7 protein-coding genes are annotated in these 17,417 nt (G+C 38.9%); all 7 read right to left on the bottom strand.

The features are described 5' to 3' along the window. Positions 1-281 precede the first annotated feature (281 nt). Positions 282-2,045, bottom strand: a complete 1,764-nt coding sequence (locus SAGCYANO_RS34330; RefSeq protein ID WP_202224146.1) for an iron uptake porin — start codon at positions 2,043-2,045, stop codon at positions 282-284. A gap of 1,781 nt (positions 2,046-3,826) precedes the next feature. Then, positions 3,827-5,563, bottom strand: a complete 1,737-nt coding sequence (locus tag SAGCYANO_RS34325; RefSeq protein ID WP_202224145.1) for an iron uptake porin — start codon at positions 5,561-5,563, stop codon at positions 3,827-3,829. Between the two features lie 1,516 nt (positions 5,564-7,079). Next, the gene (locus SAGCYANO_RS34320) at positions 7,080-9,284 is read right to left on the bottom strand and encodes a PhoX family phosphatase (RefSeq protein WP_202224144.1); all 2,205 of its coding nucleotides are present in this window, start codon (positions 9,282-9,284) and stop codon (positions 7,080-7,082) included. Positions 9,285-9,754: 470 nt separating this feature from the next. Continuing rightward, positions 9,755-11,404: a hypothetical protein gene (locus SAGCYANO_RS34310; RefSeq protein ID WP_237396968.1), complete on the bottom strand. Its 1,650-nt coding sequence runs from the start codon at positions 11,402-11,404 to the stop codon at positions 9,755-9,757. Positions 11,405-11,528: 124 nt separating this feature from the next. Further along, a complete protein-coding gene (locus SAGCYANO_RS34305) occupies positions 11,529-13,361 on the bottom strand; it encodes a neuraminidase-like domain-containing protein (protein WP_202224141.1) in 1,833 nt (610 codons plus the stop codon). 66 nt (positions 13,362-13,427) lie between these two features. Further along, positions 13,428-13,913 carry a hypothetical protein gene (locus SAGCYANO_RS34300; protein WP_202224140.1) on the bottom strand — a complete coding sequence of 162 codons (486 nt, stop codon included), beginning with the start codon at positions 13,911-13,913 and terminating at the stop codon, positions 13,428-13,430. Between the two features lie 220 nt (positions 13,914-14,133). Continuing rightward, positions 14,134-17,417, bottom strand: a 3,284-nt coding sequence (locus SAGCYANO_RS34295) for a Tc toxin subunit A (RefSeq protein ID WP_202224139.1), incomplete at its 5' end; no start/stop codon positions are given.

Here is a 17,417-nt window from a genome sequence, read left to right as displayed (position 1 = left end):
GTTTTATTGTTTTTACCTACGATAATGTTGTAGCATTAAAAGCCAGAAAATGACAACTAACTTGGCAAAAAAGCCGTCCTGAAAGGACGGGGCTTTAAACCCATTTTTTTCGGTAAATTACAGCGCTTTTCACTTTTGCTGGATAACCAAATCGCCATAATCAAAACCCTGTAGGGAGGTTGCATGCAACGTCCCTACTGTGGTCTATAGTACAGGAAAACCGCTGTAGGAGGCGAGAAAATCTTAAATTTCCTGTTTTATCAGTTAATTAACCTACCTTTCTAGAACCTAAATTGAGTCCTGATACTTCCTACCCAGAGAGTTTCATTATCCTCAATGTGATTAGGATTAGTAATCACAAACAAACCAGGAGTAATAGCAATATTGTCGGTCATTTGGAAGCGATAGAATACTTCAATGTGTATAGATGTATCGGGGTCTTTTAAATCATCATCATCACCACCATCAGTGATAATTGGTGGCACACCAACAATTATACCTCCTAAACTACCTTCCCTGAATAAATCTGGAAAAGCTAAGGTCAAAGCACCTGTAAGTATTGTGATATCATCATCATCACTGTCATCTTCAGGACGAGCAAATGAGGCACCAGCCCAACCACCTATATGAAACCAATCATTAACTTTCCACTGAGCTTCAAAGTTGATATTGTCTGCTGTACTTGCTTGATCGTCAAAAGGATCTCTGGCCAGAAAACTACCAGTACTTCCACTTAAGTTCAAATCTCCTTTTGGATGATATGCACGCAAATAACCTAGTTGAAAAGCTATTTTATCGCTTGGCTCAATTGTCACCTGGCCAAATCCACTAAACCCACCATTAAAAATACCTCTACCTTCTTGAGGGTCTTCCGAATCTGGTACAGCATAACCCACAGTTACCTCAATTGCATCATTGAAACCGTAGGCAAATTTGATACCAGCATCAGAAGGAGCACGATAGAAAGTAGGGGTGAATCGTCCAAACCTAGAAACAGAGCCAGAACCACTACTTTGAAAAGGATTAATAGGTGCCACAAAGTCATCAATACCATAGCCATTAGCAGCTATCTCTACCTGTGCTCTATCGTTGAGTAAAGGAAAACGATAGGCCAGTTTATTGAGAGTCACATCATCATCTCCATCGTCATCTGTAGATAGACGAGTCATCAAACTATTTGTCAAATCTCGACCGCTATAGTTAGGAACGTTACGAGCTTGTAAACGAGTTCTCAAGCGGTCTTTACCTGTAAAACTGGTATCAAAAATTAAACGAACCCGATAAGAAAGAGTCGCCTCTGTTCGATCCTGGTCACTCCGTGGTATTCCACGTCCCCCAGCTTTTTCTCCAAAGGTATCGCTCAACCAGAATAAAGTTTCACCACCCAGTTTAGTAGTTGTTGAGAATTGATTGGCCTCCAGTTCCTCGGTTCTTGCTTCCAGAGCATCAACACGACCACGCAACTCTGCTAATTCTGTAGCAAACTCTTCTTGCAGTCTCTGTAATACTGCCAAATCATCACGAGTCACTAAATCTGCTGTTGCTGCTGCTACTAATTCTGTAATTCTGTCCAAACAAGCATTCAGACCTGCAGCAAACTCATAACGGGTCATGGCCCGATTACCTTTGTAAGTACCATCTGGATAACCAGCAATACAACCATAACGTTCTACTAGAGATTGCAAAGCTTGGAAAGCCCAATCAGTGGGTTGGACATCTGATAATTGAGTCACAGATGTTACTTGTCCCATGGGATCTACTTGTTCTAGCTCTGCTCCAGGAATCTTGAGGGAGGGATCTTTGAGATTTTGTAGCCTAGTATCTCCTGGTACTTCTACTTCTTGTGAAGAGGTATTACTTTGTGATTCTGTTGGTAGTTCAGATGAAGTAGTTGAATAATTAGTTGTATTTGTATTAACATCTTGAGCGTTAGCCAGTTGTTCTACAGAAACCTGATTTGCTAAAGCAGAATTAGCTATTAGTAAAGTGGCGATACTGAACACACCAGAAGTCTGTTTTAGAGCATTCAGGATAATTTTTGTCATTTCGATCTCTCCTCACACCATTTTTATAAGCTATGAACAACCCTACTGCTTAGAGTAGATTTAATTATTGATTGTTCCAATTGATTTTGTTAACAGAAGTCTTAGTGTTAGCTAAGTTTAATCTGGAGATAGATATCTACAATTCCAGCACTAGAGAATTAAGGGCTTAAATTCTCTAAGATACGGCATAAACAAGTAGAATATTTTTCTCCATAAAATTATTCCTAGTAGTTTTTACACAAAACTTATCCTGAAAAAAGACAAGTTAAGTATCGCCCTTGAGTGTAACAATAATTTAGATATTAGATAAAGTATGTCTAAGTCTCACTAGAGCTATCAATAGACTCAAAATATTTCTGAATAATTAGATACAGCAGACATAGTTATCTTTTTTACCAAGAAGATTAGCACTTCTTACACAATAGTGCAACTATTTTGAATATAATAATTCGATTTATTTTATATTTCTGCCTATAGAACTCATTTGGGATCTATAGTCATTCTGAATAAGACTGGAACACTTTTTTAGCTGAAACTCTTTCAAGGCAAGAAACCTTTGTCTCAATCTTAACTGGAATGACTATATATGGGTGATGGGGAGTGGCTCACACGGATTATGGCACGGATACACGGATAGGTCAGGGAGTAGGTAGGGACGTTGCATAAGGGCGTCCGTACAGGGAGTAGGGGAGTAGGGGAGTAGGGGAGATCAAAACACCTAGAAATAAAAATCTATTTCACAACTAAAAATGTAGGCCTTTGTAGAACTAAGTATTAGATTATTGGTGCTTAGGTAACACTTCAGTTATTAAGTAATTAACTTATGTAGAAGAACTTTTTTGCTACTTTGAGTCCTGTTAATGTTAATTATTCTTTTTTTTACTTCTCCTCCACTCCCCTACTCAATCAAATGTAGAACAGTTTTTGAGAAATGGTATTATACCAATTTGATAAATCTTTGTTACAAATAGTTAGGTTATTTATTAGGAGTCAGGAGTCAGGAGTCAGGAGTCGTATGGTAATGGATTCAATACCAGTTTTGACCTAGGATATTCTCTTTTTTTGTCAAAAGAACATCTCCTCTAAAGTCTTTATATCGCACTTAGATCTGATTTATAAAGTAAATATTAAGAGGATAAATGCTTTACAGTGTAAGGGTTCGACACTATCGATCGCCCCTAGGGCATAATTTTTCACAAACCCATGCTAGAAAGGAGTTTCAACTCAGTTCATAAATCAGCTCTTATTATTCGTAACATTCTTTTTCAAAATGGTATTAAACATCTCCAAATAATAAAAATAAAATTAATCATCGTACAAAAATTACTAATTCTTTCCGTCTATTCTGTAGGGACGTTGCATACAAAATCCCTACTACTCCCTAGTCCCTCTTTTCTGGAAAGGTGTATTGCAACAATTTAGCTGTATCAGTCCACTACATGGTTTAATAATTATTAAATAAACACTCTCTTAAAATTTTCAATTTCTATACATTTAGATTTTAAAAAAGTAAACCCCTCAGCTTGATTATCAGCACTTCTAAAGGCTAGCTAAGGGGTTAAAACTATTGTGACATACTCCCACACTGATTCTTGTAATCAGTTTAGGCTACGAGCGCGACTTCTCTATGAGAACATTGACTGACCTACCAAGGGATGCCTCACCTCTGTAATTGATTTAAAATCGGCTTAATTTTGCCTCTTTATCTGCTTCCAAATTTAATGGCGACAACAAAATTATAGTAGAATCTGCTGTATATTTCTTCTGGTTAATTCAAAGTTTTAGAACCTGAATTGAGTTCTTAAAGTACCGACCCAAAGAGTGTCATTATCCTCAATGTGGTTAGGATTTGTAATCACAAATACACCAGGAGTAATAGCTATATTATCGTTCATTTGGAAGCGATAAAAAGCTTCTATATGTATTGAAGTATCATCATCTTTCAAACTATCATCATCACCACCATCAGTAACAATTGGTGGGACACCAACAATAATACCTCCTAGACTACCTTCTTTCAGTAGGTCTGGAAAAGCTAAAGTCAAAGCACCAGTAATAATAGTGATATCATCAGTATCATCATTATCTTCAGGACGGGCAAATAAAGTACCGCCCCAACCACCTATCTGAAAGCCATCAGTAACTCTCCATTGAGCCTCAAAGTTAACAACGTCTGCGGTAGTTGCTCTACCATCAAAAGGATCTCTGGCTAAAAAACTACCTGTACTTCCGGTCAAGTTGACATCGTCTTTCGGATGATAGGCACGCAAATAACCCAGTTGAAAAGCAATTCTGTCGTTTGGCTCAATTGTAACCTGGCCAAATCCACTAAATCCACCATTAAAAACACCTCTACCTTCTTGAGGATCTTCGGAATCTGGTGCAGCATAACCCACAGTTAGTTGAATTGCATCATTGAAAGCGTAGGCAAACTTGACACCAGCATCAGAGGGAGCACGATAATAAATAGGGTTGAATCGTCCAAATCTGGAAATAGCACCAGCACCACTACTTTCTAGAGGTGTGATAACTCCGATAAAGTCATCAATACCATAGCCTGTAGCAGCTAGTTCTATTCTACCCCTACCATCCAGTATAGGAAAACGATAGGCCAACTTACCAATGGAAATATCATCATCTGGGCTACTATCTGTACCTAAACGAGTCATTAAAGTATTGGTCAAATTTCCACCGCTATAGTTAGGAATGTTATTAGCTTGTAGACGAGTTCTTAAGCGGTCTTTTCCTGTAAAACTGGTATCGAAGTTCAAACGAACCCGATAACCAAAGGTTGTCTGAGTTTCGTCTTCCTCACTCCCGCCAGATCCTCCGCGTCTCTGAGCTTGTTCTCCCCAGGTATCGCTCAACCAAAACAAAACCTCTCCGTTAAGTTTGGTAGTAGTGGAAAACTGATTATTTTCTAGTTCTGCTGTTCTAGCTTCTAGAGCATCTACTCGTCCTCGCAAAGCAGCTAATTCTGCTGCAAATTCCTCTTGCAGTCTTTGTAAAACTGCTAAATCTTCTCTAGTTACTAGGTCAGCAGTTGCCGCCGCAATTAATTCTGTAATTCGGTCTAAACAAGAATTCAAACCTGCAGCAAACTCAAAACGGGTCATCGCTCGATTTCCCTTATAAGTCCCATCAGGATAACCTGCGATACAACCATAACGCTCTACCAGGGATTGTAGTGCTTGGAATGCCCAGTCTGTAGGTTGTACATCTGATAACTGAGTTACAGATGTTACCTGATCGAGTGACTCTCCATCTTCCAAGTCTGATACTCCCACTGGTGCCAGTGAGGGGTCATCCATGGGCATTGAGCGAATATCTATTTGAGCTATTTCAAAGGAAGATGGATTTTCTATCGTACCTTGGGCTAAGTTCTGATTTACAGAATTTTCGCCACTTCCTAAAGTCTGTAAAGGAGCTTCAGCAGCGATCGCTGAACCTGCCATTAATAATGCTGCGCTCAAAACACTAGGACTGTGTTTTAGAGTTTTCCAGATAAGTCTTGTCATATTTACTAACCCTCACACCAATTTTGACTCAGCCAGGAATACCTAACTTTATACTGACATCTGCTTGATAAAACTTATACAAACCGTCACACTAAGTGACAATCTGATAGCGTAGCTCCTCCGTAGGAGGCTGTTTACTTCCTGCTTTGCTGACGCAACGCTGCGCTAACAACTGAGGCCGTCGGCGGTTACTCATCCACAGGCATCCACGGCCAAGCCAACCGCATTTCTACTTTTGTTTTGATATATCAAGACTAGGGCGTTATATTTGTTTTTGTTTTACGAAAAACAAATGTTTGAATAAGTCTTAATATTTTTTGATATTAAGTTTTAAATGGCCAACTGCAAAAGTCGTTTGACAATGTTAGAGATTGGTTTAGCGATCGAGCGATGCTGTAATTTAATTTCCAGCCTTTGAGGAAGGCGTAAGTATTTCTTTACGAAAAGCTCAACCGTTATTTTCTTCTCTATATCACAGTTTAGTTATTTTGTCTGTATATACAGTTTGTTTACAAGAGATGAGCTTAAGGTGCTACCTTAGAAATTAGATTTTTCCTTGATTTTTGACTACTCCCCGCAGCTGTTGCCGAGGGGATTCTAAGTAGATACTACGCAACACAGATAAATCCGTCTTGATCCATCTCTTCTTAGCTGACCAAAGATATACTCTTTGGGCACAATGAAATTGTCCCCCTACACAGTCTGCTTAAGTAAGGGCGTTAACGATAGTTATGCGAAGCAAACGGCCGTTCGCCCCTACTGCTTTCTGCTTGCTTTTGTAAGATAAAACACTTCGGATTAAAATCCGACTCCTCGCCTTTGATCCATCGCTTAAAGGACGATGGCTTTTATGCTCCTGTGTTTTTTAGGTAAAAATTACGGTCTCGTCGCAAATTTTACACCTAATTTGACAATTTGCAACCTAATTTTCAGAAAAAAATATTCTGAAAAAAAGCCAAAAACTAAGCAGGAAAAGAATAGTAAGACAAACTGATAGTAAAATATGAAATTAAAATAATAACGTCAAATTAAAAAATCATCATAAAAATTCGGTAAGTGGGAAACCACCGTCTTTTAAGCGGTGGATGGAAACGACTTGACGGGTTTTAACCCGTAGTCAAAAAAATGTGTTATTATTAATGAATAACTGAAAAAGTAGCCTCAATGGCCTTTTGGCCGGAGAGAGTAGTGGCAATTGACACCGTAAGCGTGGACTGCTGCTGTATACGTACTACGGTACGGTACTGGCAATGTGGTTGTTTTGCCTGAAGGCATACTTCGTAAACGAGCAATGTGAAAATCGTGGTTTTAACCCGATTTATAGCTCCTCTGAAGAATCCACGCGACTTTAGTCCGTGGAGTGTCAATCGATTTAACGACCAACTTATAACTATTTATCCTTTTTCAGTTTCTCAATTTCTATCAAACAAAAATGGAGCGAGAGGACATAGAGTGATGATGAATCTCAGACAGGGAAATGTTTTTCCCACTATTCCCTGTTCCCTGTTCCCTGCTATTAAGTAATCGGTGTTGAATCTAATCGACGAATAGCTACAACTGAAGGTCTCGGAGGATCGTTAACTTGTTTAGTTGGCCAATTAGACCCCATAGGCACGGTACGAGTCTGGACAAAATCTGAACCATCTGTGGTTTTCATTGCCAACTGACGAGCTTCTGAAGCCATATTCTGACGAATGCCGTTATATTCTCCTGGATGTTGAATAGCTAAAAACAAGGTTTTCTGGTCTTTGGTAAAGAAAGGCCCACAAGTTTCACTTTCTGTTGGTGCTATTCCAAATAAATAAGCTTCTCCAGCATTAGGACCAGAAGTGGGAATATACCAGATAGAATTATTACCAAATAAACCACAAAGAGTAGATTGGTTTATTGGTTTGCCATCCTTACCCATTCGATTCATAGGCACTGTTTTATTATGCTTACTGGTACTAATATCTGTCACCATCCACAGATTACCCTGTTCATCAAATTCTAAATTGTCAGGATTAGAAAATCCTAGTCCACCCTCCATAGGTTCGCCCCCAGTAGCAAACATTTGCCAACTAAATGTCATAGCATCTGGTTGATTATCATCCTCGGTCAAACGCATAATCCAACCAAATTCGTAAGCTTCACCATCCGGACCTTTAAATATACGTTTGTCTGGACTGCCATCAGATTTACTGGGAGACCCAGAAGTAAAGGCAATAAATAAATTACCATTTTTATCTACGTCAGTATCTTCGGGACGTGCGGTACAAGTAACACCAGCAGCATTAGCAGCTAAATGAGCATCAATAAGAATAGCTCCTTGTTTCTCTTCAGCATTACCTTCATACAGTTCCCCCAGAGTTTTATATTTCTGTTTAAACCTTTCTACTTCTTGAGCAGTTATGGCTTTGAAGCTACCACCATCAGGTCTTTGGGGTAGATTAATCATACTGTTAACGTGGACTTCTGGTAAATCTGGATTCACGGGAGTATCAGCTTGCAGAGGAATCCAACTACCTGTACCATCAGGATTAAACTTAGCCCCGTACAACATTCCATCTGTCAAAAGTTGAGAGTTAGCTTTATCAGTGGGGTCTTTTACTTTACCTTTACTGACAAATTTATATAGATGACCGCTACGGCGATCGCATCCGGAATAAAATGCTAATGGTTTATCAGTTTCTACCCTAATACCTACTGCTTCATGGCGATAACGACCCAACCAAGTATGTTTTGTACCATAGTCGTCAGGGTTAGCTGGGTCTACTTCTACCATCCAACCATACTTATTACCAGCTAAACCAAATGCACTTCCCAGACCTACTACTCCTCCTTCACCAATAAAGAGAGATTTTTCTTTGGTCGGGTCAACAGAAGTACCATCAGAATATACTGCTTCTACTACATAACTTTGAAAATTTTCTTCGGCGCTAAATACTGTTCCCCAAGGTGTAGTCCCACCTGCACAGTTAGCAAAACTACCGATGATGCGATCGCCTAATTTATCGTCATAACCTTTGCCTTTTTTCTTAAATACTGCTACTGCGGGTCCAGTTGATTTTAAATAACGCCCGTCTTCTAATCCTGAAATACCTGTTATTCTGCGGTCAAATTTTGAATTTGTTCTTACCCATTTTCCATCGGGTTCGCGACCTATGGAAATTACACCTATTCCCATATCAATCATTGCTTCTTTAGCTGTGGCGATAATCTGTTTTTTTAGAGTATTTTCATCTACTAAATTTTCAGGATTAATTCCTGATTTTTCTGCTGATTGAAATGCTGCCAATTCTGCAAAAGGCAAAGATTTACCAATAACTGTTTGATAAGTTGTTACCCAAGGCAAAGGACTAATATATTCAAAGTTTATAGTTAATAATCCTTCATTTTCACCAGTTTCAATGTAGGAAATATAGTCGTTATTGTAGCCAAAACGTGAATCACCTATTTTGTCACCCCATGACCCAATAACATCGTAAGTAAAACCTTCTGGAATTATTAAATCATCTACTACTTCGTAATTAGTATAATTCTCTATATTGAATTCTTGATTATTCGTTGTTAAAGGCATTGGACCTTTAACTGGTTGAAAGCTCATACCATTATTAGAAGTTCCACTAATTGAGGATTCTTCAGTTACTGGAGTAGATGATTGTTTTTGACAGGAACCAACGGCTATTGTTCCTGCGCTAGCTCCTAGAAAGATAAGGAATTCTCTGCGTTTAAGGTTCATAGACAAAGCATTTTGTTTGACTATTGTTAGTATAGCTTTAATTGAGTTTTTTTTGAAAGGGGTTCATTAATCGATAATTGATAATGGATAATTGATAATTATCTCTGGTTAAAACCGTTCTTGATTGAACATAAGGAAATATTATTTCTTCTCTTGGTTGATTGGATATGACTCTGAGACCTCGCCATCCCTCAACCGCTTTTTTCCCCTTAAAAGGGAGGCTTTTAACCATAATTATTTAATTAATAATTATTAATTATCCGGTAATTTTTTTCAACTCTAAAATGCTAAAACCAATATCAGTCAATGCTTTACAGCGCTTTTCACTAGAGTAGACCACAAAGTCAGCCATCTATTGTGGAATTTACAGCCCTCGTTTCGCTTACCACCTAACACCTACCACCTACCACCTAACTTTTTAACTGTGGTTTACCCATTGAAAAACTGCTTTAATATTTAATCAGCAAGCCCTAATTAACCCAACTTACTTCCCCTTCGTAAATCAAGATTAATTCGATATTATTAACAATTTCAGGATTCAAAAATCCATTATTTTTCAAATTTCCGGGAACATTAGTTAGGTCGAAATTAATAACCCAATTACCAGCAAACTGTTCATTACTTAAATTTTCTATGCTAGCGATATTATTGACCTCAAAATCAATTATCAGAGCTTGTTCATTGGCTATTTCCAAAGTTACAAAGGATTGATTAGATGATACGGATTGATTAGATGATACATCAGGAGCATCAAGTTTAAAGATTAGACTTGTAAGTTTTGCACCTTCGATGTGAGGGGGAATAATCTCTTCTGAAATGTAAAAATTCAACTTTTGTGAATTCGTATCTGTGTTTGAATTCAAAAAAGTATGCCATTCTCCTGGAAATGCTTGTTTGAGGTTAAAATAATAAGCCTCAGAATATTTTTTTAATGGTTCTAAATTGGTGACATCTTGTCTGAATTTATCCCCTCCATCTAAAGCAGTGTAACTCAAGGTAATAATCACATCGGAAATGCTGTAAAAATCAATGCGATTAGTTGCTTTTGGTAAACTGAGTTCCCAAGTAGAAACCGCACCTGTGCCTTCAAAGGGTAGATAGCGTTCATCCCTGAAATTAAGCTCAAACAACCCAGTATCATTTACATCTTTAGAAAGAGCAATTTTCTGATTACGTCGCCAATTTCTTCTCAGAATAGATGTATCTGGTATTTCATCAGTTTCACCAAGTAAAAATTGGACGACCTTAACATCGGGTTTTAGCAGTGTCTCATTTTTGGTTTGGGTTAAGGTTGCATTGATGTTTTGATAGGGACCAACAACTGCAGGGATGGAAACAGCAATGGTTTTGATTTGACGACAGTAGTGACCAGGGAAGTCGAAATCAAAAAGTTTTTCACTCAATTCAAATTCGCATTTTCCAGTATCTTTCAATTGTTGGAAAGCTTGGGGATTTAGTTGTAGTAGGGAGATAGTTTTCTCAATTTCTAGGTAGCGAGAATTACCCTCAATATAGGCTTTTTCCAGTTGGTTTAAGCCCAACATTAAACTTTCTCCAGCAAGCAATCCTTTATGCAAGCTGTCCCAATAGGAAACTTCGATAAAGGTGTCATTATTATTGAGTTCGTATTGGTAAGCTCTTTGGGCTGCTATGGCCATATCCAAAGCAATCTTGTAGGTAGGGAAGTAAATAGAAGACAGGCGAGTAACCATCCATTGATATAGTTCTTTGTTGGTAAATTTATCTTTGAGGAAGTCTTCTATCTCTTTGGCTTGCTCGATGCTTTTGTTGTGAATTTTTAGTTCTTGTTCGGCAATAGCTTGTCGAATCTTTTGGGCTTCTATCTGATATTCGATTTGCTGAACGTCAATTTCCGCTAATTGCCCCTGAAATTCCCATTCTTCTTCACGACGTTCATAACTACCCATCTTATCAGCTAACCCAGAGCTTTGATTTAGTACATTAGCTATGTTTTGAGATGCTTCACCCATAGCACGGACAATCTCCCCAGGGCGCATTCCTCCATTGGAGAATCCGAAGATGGTAGGAATTCCCTGAGCAGGAGAGGATGCAAAAAGTAAGCCAGTGGCAGCTAATTGAAAATTTAATGCACTGATCATCAGGTCCTGACCCTGTTGCTCATAAATGGATAGCCCATTTTGGATCAGATTGCTGTAATAGTCATACCGATGTTGTGCTGATGCTAGGCTTTCATTGAGAGAGTTCAAGGTTTCCTTTGCTTCTTCAATTTGCTTTTCTTTGGTATTGGAAAGAATACTTGATAGTTGCTTTTGTTTCCGTGGAACTAGACTTGTCGTCTTGCTTCTTCTCTATTTGAGTGGTTTCAACCCAAAAAATAAATAGCTTATTGAAGGCATGACAACCTCGGATAATCTCAGCGTTAATTGTCAGTTCAATTTGTTCCCAAGCTGTCCAAGTTGGCTTATTTGCCGTTGGCTTAATACACTTGCGATAGTAATAGATGTAGGGTTCAGTAATGGTACGCCCAAACAAAAATAATGTGTCTTCTGGGTTGGTGTCACCTTCATTATTTTGGGCATGACAACGGTAGCTTTCGACTATTTTTAAATTGGCTAATTCAGCAAATTTTTCAAAGTAATTCCGATAAGCTGTTTCGACAGAATCTACAGTAATCTCTGATTGTAATAACTCGTCTTCGAGTTCTTTAAAAATCGGGGTTTTGTTTTGTCTTAAACTGGGATCGATATAATTTTCGGGATACAAGAAAAATTTACGATTTACTTCCCATATCCGATAATTCATCATCCATTGCCACCAGATTTCGGGAATCTTTAGATTAGTTACACCAGGTTCTAAACCCATGCGACAGCGATGTAAATATTGCTGGACGGAAAGGGTAGCTTGTAAGATGTAAGAGGTGGAGATAATTCCTGATGTTTCCACATCCATCAGTAAATGTTGAGATAAGTCTCGTAAGTTGCCTTTTTTCTGTTTCCACAAGACAAAACCACTCAAAGCATCTCGTTTGTCTTCATTAAGTTGAATGTCGATTTTTTCGTTGATTTTCACCCAGGTTTCATCATCATAGTTTGCTTGAGTGATTTCGATGAGATTTTGAGCGAGTTCTTTATACTTCTGCCAATTTTCTGCTACAGTTAAATCTTTGAGTTCTTTCAATTTAAGGAGGAATGAGAGTTTAATCCCTGTGGAGTTGCTTAACTCAATTTCTTTTTTTAGCTTGATAATATCTTGCACAGAGTTAAAGATATCTAAACCTTTATTAGCATTAGCAAGATGAGCAAAAACTTCTTTAGGTTTCCATCCTGTAGTCTGGAATAATTCTGAGAGCGCAATGACACGGAAAATATTAGAGATGGTTAAGGATATATTGTTAATTGGCTTAATTAAATCGGATAAAGTTTGATATTGAGTGGGATTAAACTGAAGCTTATATTTCTTTTCGACTTGTTTGATTTTGCTGATTTTTAGCAAAAAGTCTCCATTAATTTCTGTAGTATTATCAGTCACTAACAACCAAGCTAGGGTTTCAAAAGACCAATTTACTTTTCGAGCAAGGAAAACAAAGCGACGAATTACATCTAATTTTTCTAAGGTTAGGTTGCTGATTTTTTGGCTTTTTTCTGGATTATTTTCTACTACTATTTCTAGAGGTTCGCTGGATAACCCTGCTTGATTGATAGCAGCAATCAGACTGTTGAAATCTTTCTCCGATAAATCAAGTTGCTCTCGAAAAGTCTCGACATTCGCCAGGAAATCAAGATGGTTTTGGTTTTCTGAAAGATAGGGTAGTCCATAAAATTTGCCTAATTTAACTGGCTTATCAACCAGGGAAACCGTGATAAAATTATAGTCTTGATGGGAAATTCCCAGACGTTTTGTGATTGGTTGAATTTTGGTGATCGCTTCTAAGATGTCATCATTAATCTTAATTTGCTCAATGGTTTCTGTAGCACCAGAGTTTAATTGAGTTAGTACATAACTTAGATCAGCAAAAGACCAATCAAGCTTGTGAGCAAGACTAATAAAGCGACTTAAATAGTCTAAAACCCGATCGCTAAGATTGCTGATTTTCAATTCAGTTTTATGATCATCTTTAACAACCTTCTCAGTAATAAGGTATTTATTTTCTTCTAAAAATGCCTATTCTGCGGTGGATAGTTTACTTTGTTGGCGGAATGTTTCTCGATCGCTTAATCCTCCAAAATCGCTAGAGATGTCAACGCCGTAAAACTTGTTTCTAGCTGCTAAGTCCCCTATAGAATCAGAGGTTAAGAACTGATTTTCTTCAGGAGAAAGCCCCAATGACTCTAGTCGGGTAGCAGCATTCTCAAATTCTTCCTCACGGAGGGAAAAGTAGCCGCTGAAGCGCTCCTCTACATCATTGAATTCTTTAACTAATTGCTTAAACTGACTGAGGTGTCTAACATCTTCCAAGGTTAGTTCTAGTAAATTGGTGAGATTGTAAGCATCTGGATAGTCAACAATGTTCTTTAGCTCAGTTGCGCTCAGGGATAACTTTTCACTCAGCAGGGATAATCGCAAACTATAGGTTAAGGTACTAAGAGTGGTTTGCCATTCTCCACTCGCTCTTGATACGGGGGTGAGTAGACTTTGCCAAACCCCCAACTGTTCCCCTCCAATTCCCCTCCTGCTCCCCTCCAGGGAGGGGCTGGGGGTGGGTTTGGTTAGGGGTGGGTTACTCCTGCTCCCCTCCTGCTCCCCTCCAGGGAGGGTTGGGGGTGGGTTGGGCTGGGGGTGGGTTTGGTTAGGGGTGGGTTACTCCTGCTCCCCTCCTGCTCCCCTCCAGGGAGGGGTTGGGGGTGGGTTGGGCTGGGGGTGGGTTGAGTTAGGGGTGGATTACTCCTGCTCCCCTCCTGCTCCCCTCCAGGGAGGGTTGGGGGTGGGTTGGGTTAGAGGTGGGTTTAGTAGCTTTAACGCTAGAGTAGAGCAAAGAAGTAACCAAACTCCCATCAATTTTCAAGAAAGAAGCCAGTTTTTCTTCTAATAACTGCTGTTGAGCGTCATAAATTTGGCTGAGTGTTGTTTTGATAAAGTCTTTAGCTGCTTGAGGATTTTCCACTCCATCTAAATTGAGAGAGCTTAGAGAAGTTGTCAGCTCACGAGTTGAAACAATACCAGTTCTCGGATTACTTTGTAGGCTAGTGATAGTTGCAGCTAAGTCACTGCGTGGTTGAGAAAGTTCATAGATTTGAGGAATTATTGTGTTACTGAGAACATCATAGATATCAACCGTTTTACTCCAAAGCTTCTGGTTGTAACCTCCAGCAAAAATTACCATATTGCCAGCACTAGCTGCTACTAGGAAACTACGAGGCTCACTGAGCTTTTTGGATTGTAACCGAGTGTCAGTAGTATCATAAATATCCACTACATCGCTCCAGTCTTGTTCACCATAACCTCCAGCAAAAATGGCTAGATTACCCACGCTGGTAGCTGCTAAATTTCCCCGTCCCTGAGATAATTGTTTAGTAACCCATTGCTCTGTGCTGACATCATAAATGTCCACCACATCACTATAACCATCTTGATTCCAACCTCCGGCAAAAATGGCTAAATTACCGACAGTGGTGGCTGCAATCCGATCGCGAGCTACAGAGAGCTTACTTGTAGTCCATTGTTTCCCTTCTTGTCCATCCGGATTGTAGATATCAACCACATCACTAAACCCTTCATCACTCAAACCTCCGGCGAAAATTGCTAAGTTGCCTACGGTAGTAGCTGCAAGATCAGAGCGAGGTTGGGAAAGTTTACCTGATTCTTTGAGCCAGGTTTTTTGACTGCCATCATAAATATTCACTGCATCGGTGCGACAGTAGAGGAGATGGCTATATCCTCCAGCAAATATGGCTAAATTACCCACACTGGTAGCTCCTATGGAACTGCGCTGTTTCAAGGAGCGTTCTTGGGTAGTTTCCTCTATGGGTTGGGTACTCCACGTTTTAGTAATAGCGTCAAAGATATCAATTACCTCGCGGACGCTATCTTCTTCGTCACTACTGTAACCCCCAGCAAAAATTGCCTGTGTTCCCACGCTTGTTGCTGCACCACCTAACCGAGATTGGGAAAGTTGACCTGCATTCTGGGGTGTTAACCATTCTTTTTCATGGGCGTCATAAATATCTACGGTATTACTACCTTGGTCTGTGAGATACTGGTCGTGTCCTCCTGCAAATATTGTCATGCTACCTACTGTAGTTGCTGCAATACCAGTTTCTGAAGGGGAAGGTTGCTGAGAAACTAATTTAATCTCACCTATTTCGACTAAGCGATCGAAGATGTGGTTTGCTGTTGGTTGGGTAATCTCAATCTCATCATTCAGCAGAGATGCAGGGGTAATTAATAAAGGAGTTGAGAGTAACCACAGGTCTTCTACAAAGTTACGAATTTCTGTTTCTAGGTTATCCCAATTCAAATGGGAGTAGTATTTCTCAATACTCTGGCTCGGGGTTTGATTAACTATGTAGTCAAGTTCAGCAGGTTTGAGTCCAGAGGTTTTTAGCCATTCATTGAGGGAGGCGAGTTGAATAAATTTGTCTAAGCTAGGCTGATTGATATTGCTGTCATTTATTTTTAAGAGAATCTGATAGTCTTCTAGGCTTAATCTTAAGAGTTTGAGAATTTTAGTAGTGCGGAACAGTAAAGATAAATTTTCAACAGTTAATTCAACATTGACATTTTCACCCCAAATGGCTTCAGCAATTTCCACCAGTTGATTCTCATTGATTTTCAGAGCGGTAATTAATCGAGTTTGACTAAATTTTTGGTTGGCTGTGGTGCCACTGTCCGTTGCTTGAGCGATTGTCCAGCTAGAGACACTATCTGTATAAAGTGGATTATTTGTACTTGTATTTGTATTTGTATTTGTATTTGTATTTGTATTTGTGTTTGTATTTGTATAGGTAGGATGATAAATTTGCTCTTCGGTTTTGGCAACGTGGGGATGATTAAAGATACGATCAAAGAGGGGTTGAGATTTAGGAGCATCCTTTTGACCGACAGTTTTCATGTCGTACCAGAAGCTACATAAAACATCAAGGGGAAGTTTATATTTTGTTTGGGCTTGTTTTATTTTGGCTATTTGGATAATTGTCTGGGTATTAATCTCGGTGCTGTTCAGAGATTTGAGTACCCAATCTAAATCGGTAAACGACCAATTGAGTTTTTTAGCAAGGCGCACAAAGCGATTAATTCTGTCTAATTTTTCTATAAAGGTCATGCTGGCGGCATCACCTTTATTATTGATGAAAAATTTATCCCCTAACCCGTTTTTAAGTTCTTCGTCACTCAGGTTTTGATAGAGAAGTTCGGATATTTCTGGAACTGAAAGTCCTATTTTGCCAATAATTTCCTGAAACGATTCTTCTTCAAGATTTCCCTTGTCATTTACTTGAATATTTTCAACTCCATATAATTTGCTGAGTTTATCTGCTTCACTTTCTAAGGTGGTGATGATTTGATATTCTTCTACAGAAAGTCCTAACTCTTCTCTAGTTACCTTTTCTTCCTCTGCATCAAAGGTTTTATAGATAGAAGCAAGATTGGTTTTGCGATTATCTAGATAGCTGCGAATTTGTTCCAGGGGAAAGTTAAAAGGTAAATTGAAAGGATAAGTTGCAGTTGCAAGGGTTTTTAAGGCATCTTCGCTAAAGACAGATTGATTTTCGAGAACTTTGTTGATAATTTCTAGGGATGGTACTAAATCATTGGTATTCTCACAAGTTAAGTCTATTTTTGCTAAGTCGGGACGACGTTTATCGAGTGTTAAATCTTCAGGTATCGAATTTTTAGCTGTAATATATTGGTCAACAATCCTGATTAAATCAACAAAATAGGCGGCTGGACTGTAAATAGAGTGGCAATGTTCGCAATCAAAATAGTCCAAATCCCCGAACATTTCTTGATAGCTGGGAATATTTTCAAATTCATTGATAATATCGTCATTGTCACTATCAGCGATCGCGCTGACTCGCATAGCCCGAAAATAAGGTGAGGCTACTGTATCTTTGATATTTGCCCACAGCAGCATAGTTTTACCTTTAATTGCTGTAGCATTTTGATGGATTTTTATGGCGGTGGTTTCTGCTTTGTCGCCGTTTACATCTGAGGAAG

It is taken from the genome of Okeania sp. KiyG1, from assembly GCF_014132355.1.
Classification (GTDB): Bacteria; Cyanobacteriota; Cyanobacteriia; order Cyanobacteriales; family Microcoleaceae; genus Okeania.
The sequence above is the reverse complement of the archived record's forward strand: the minus strand, read 5'-3'. Positions and strand labels throughout refer to the sequence as shown.

Coding starts and splice junctions, on each gene's coding strand:
- SAGCYANO_RS34330 (WP_202224146.1), bottom strand. CDS start 2,045: ATGACAAAAATTATCCTGAATGCTCTAAAACAGACTTCTGGTGTGTTC.
- SAGCYANO_RS34325 (WP_202224145.1), bottom strand. CDS start 5,563: ATGACAAGACTTATCTGGAAAACTCTAAAACACAGTCCTAGTGTTTTG.
- SAGCYANO_RS34320 (WP_202224144.1), bottom strand. CDS start 9,284: ATGAACCTTAAACGCAGAGAATTCCTTATCTTTCTAGGAGCTAGCGCA.
- SAGCYANO_RS34310 (WP_237396968.1), bottom strand. CDS start 11,404: ATGATCAGTGCATTAAATTTTCAATTAGCTGCCACTGGCTTACTTTTT.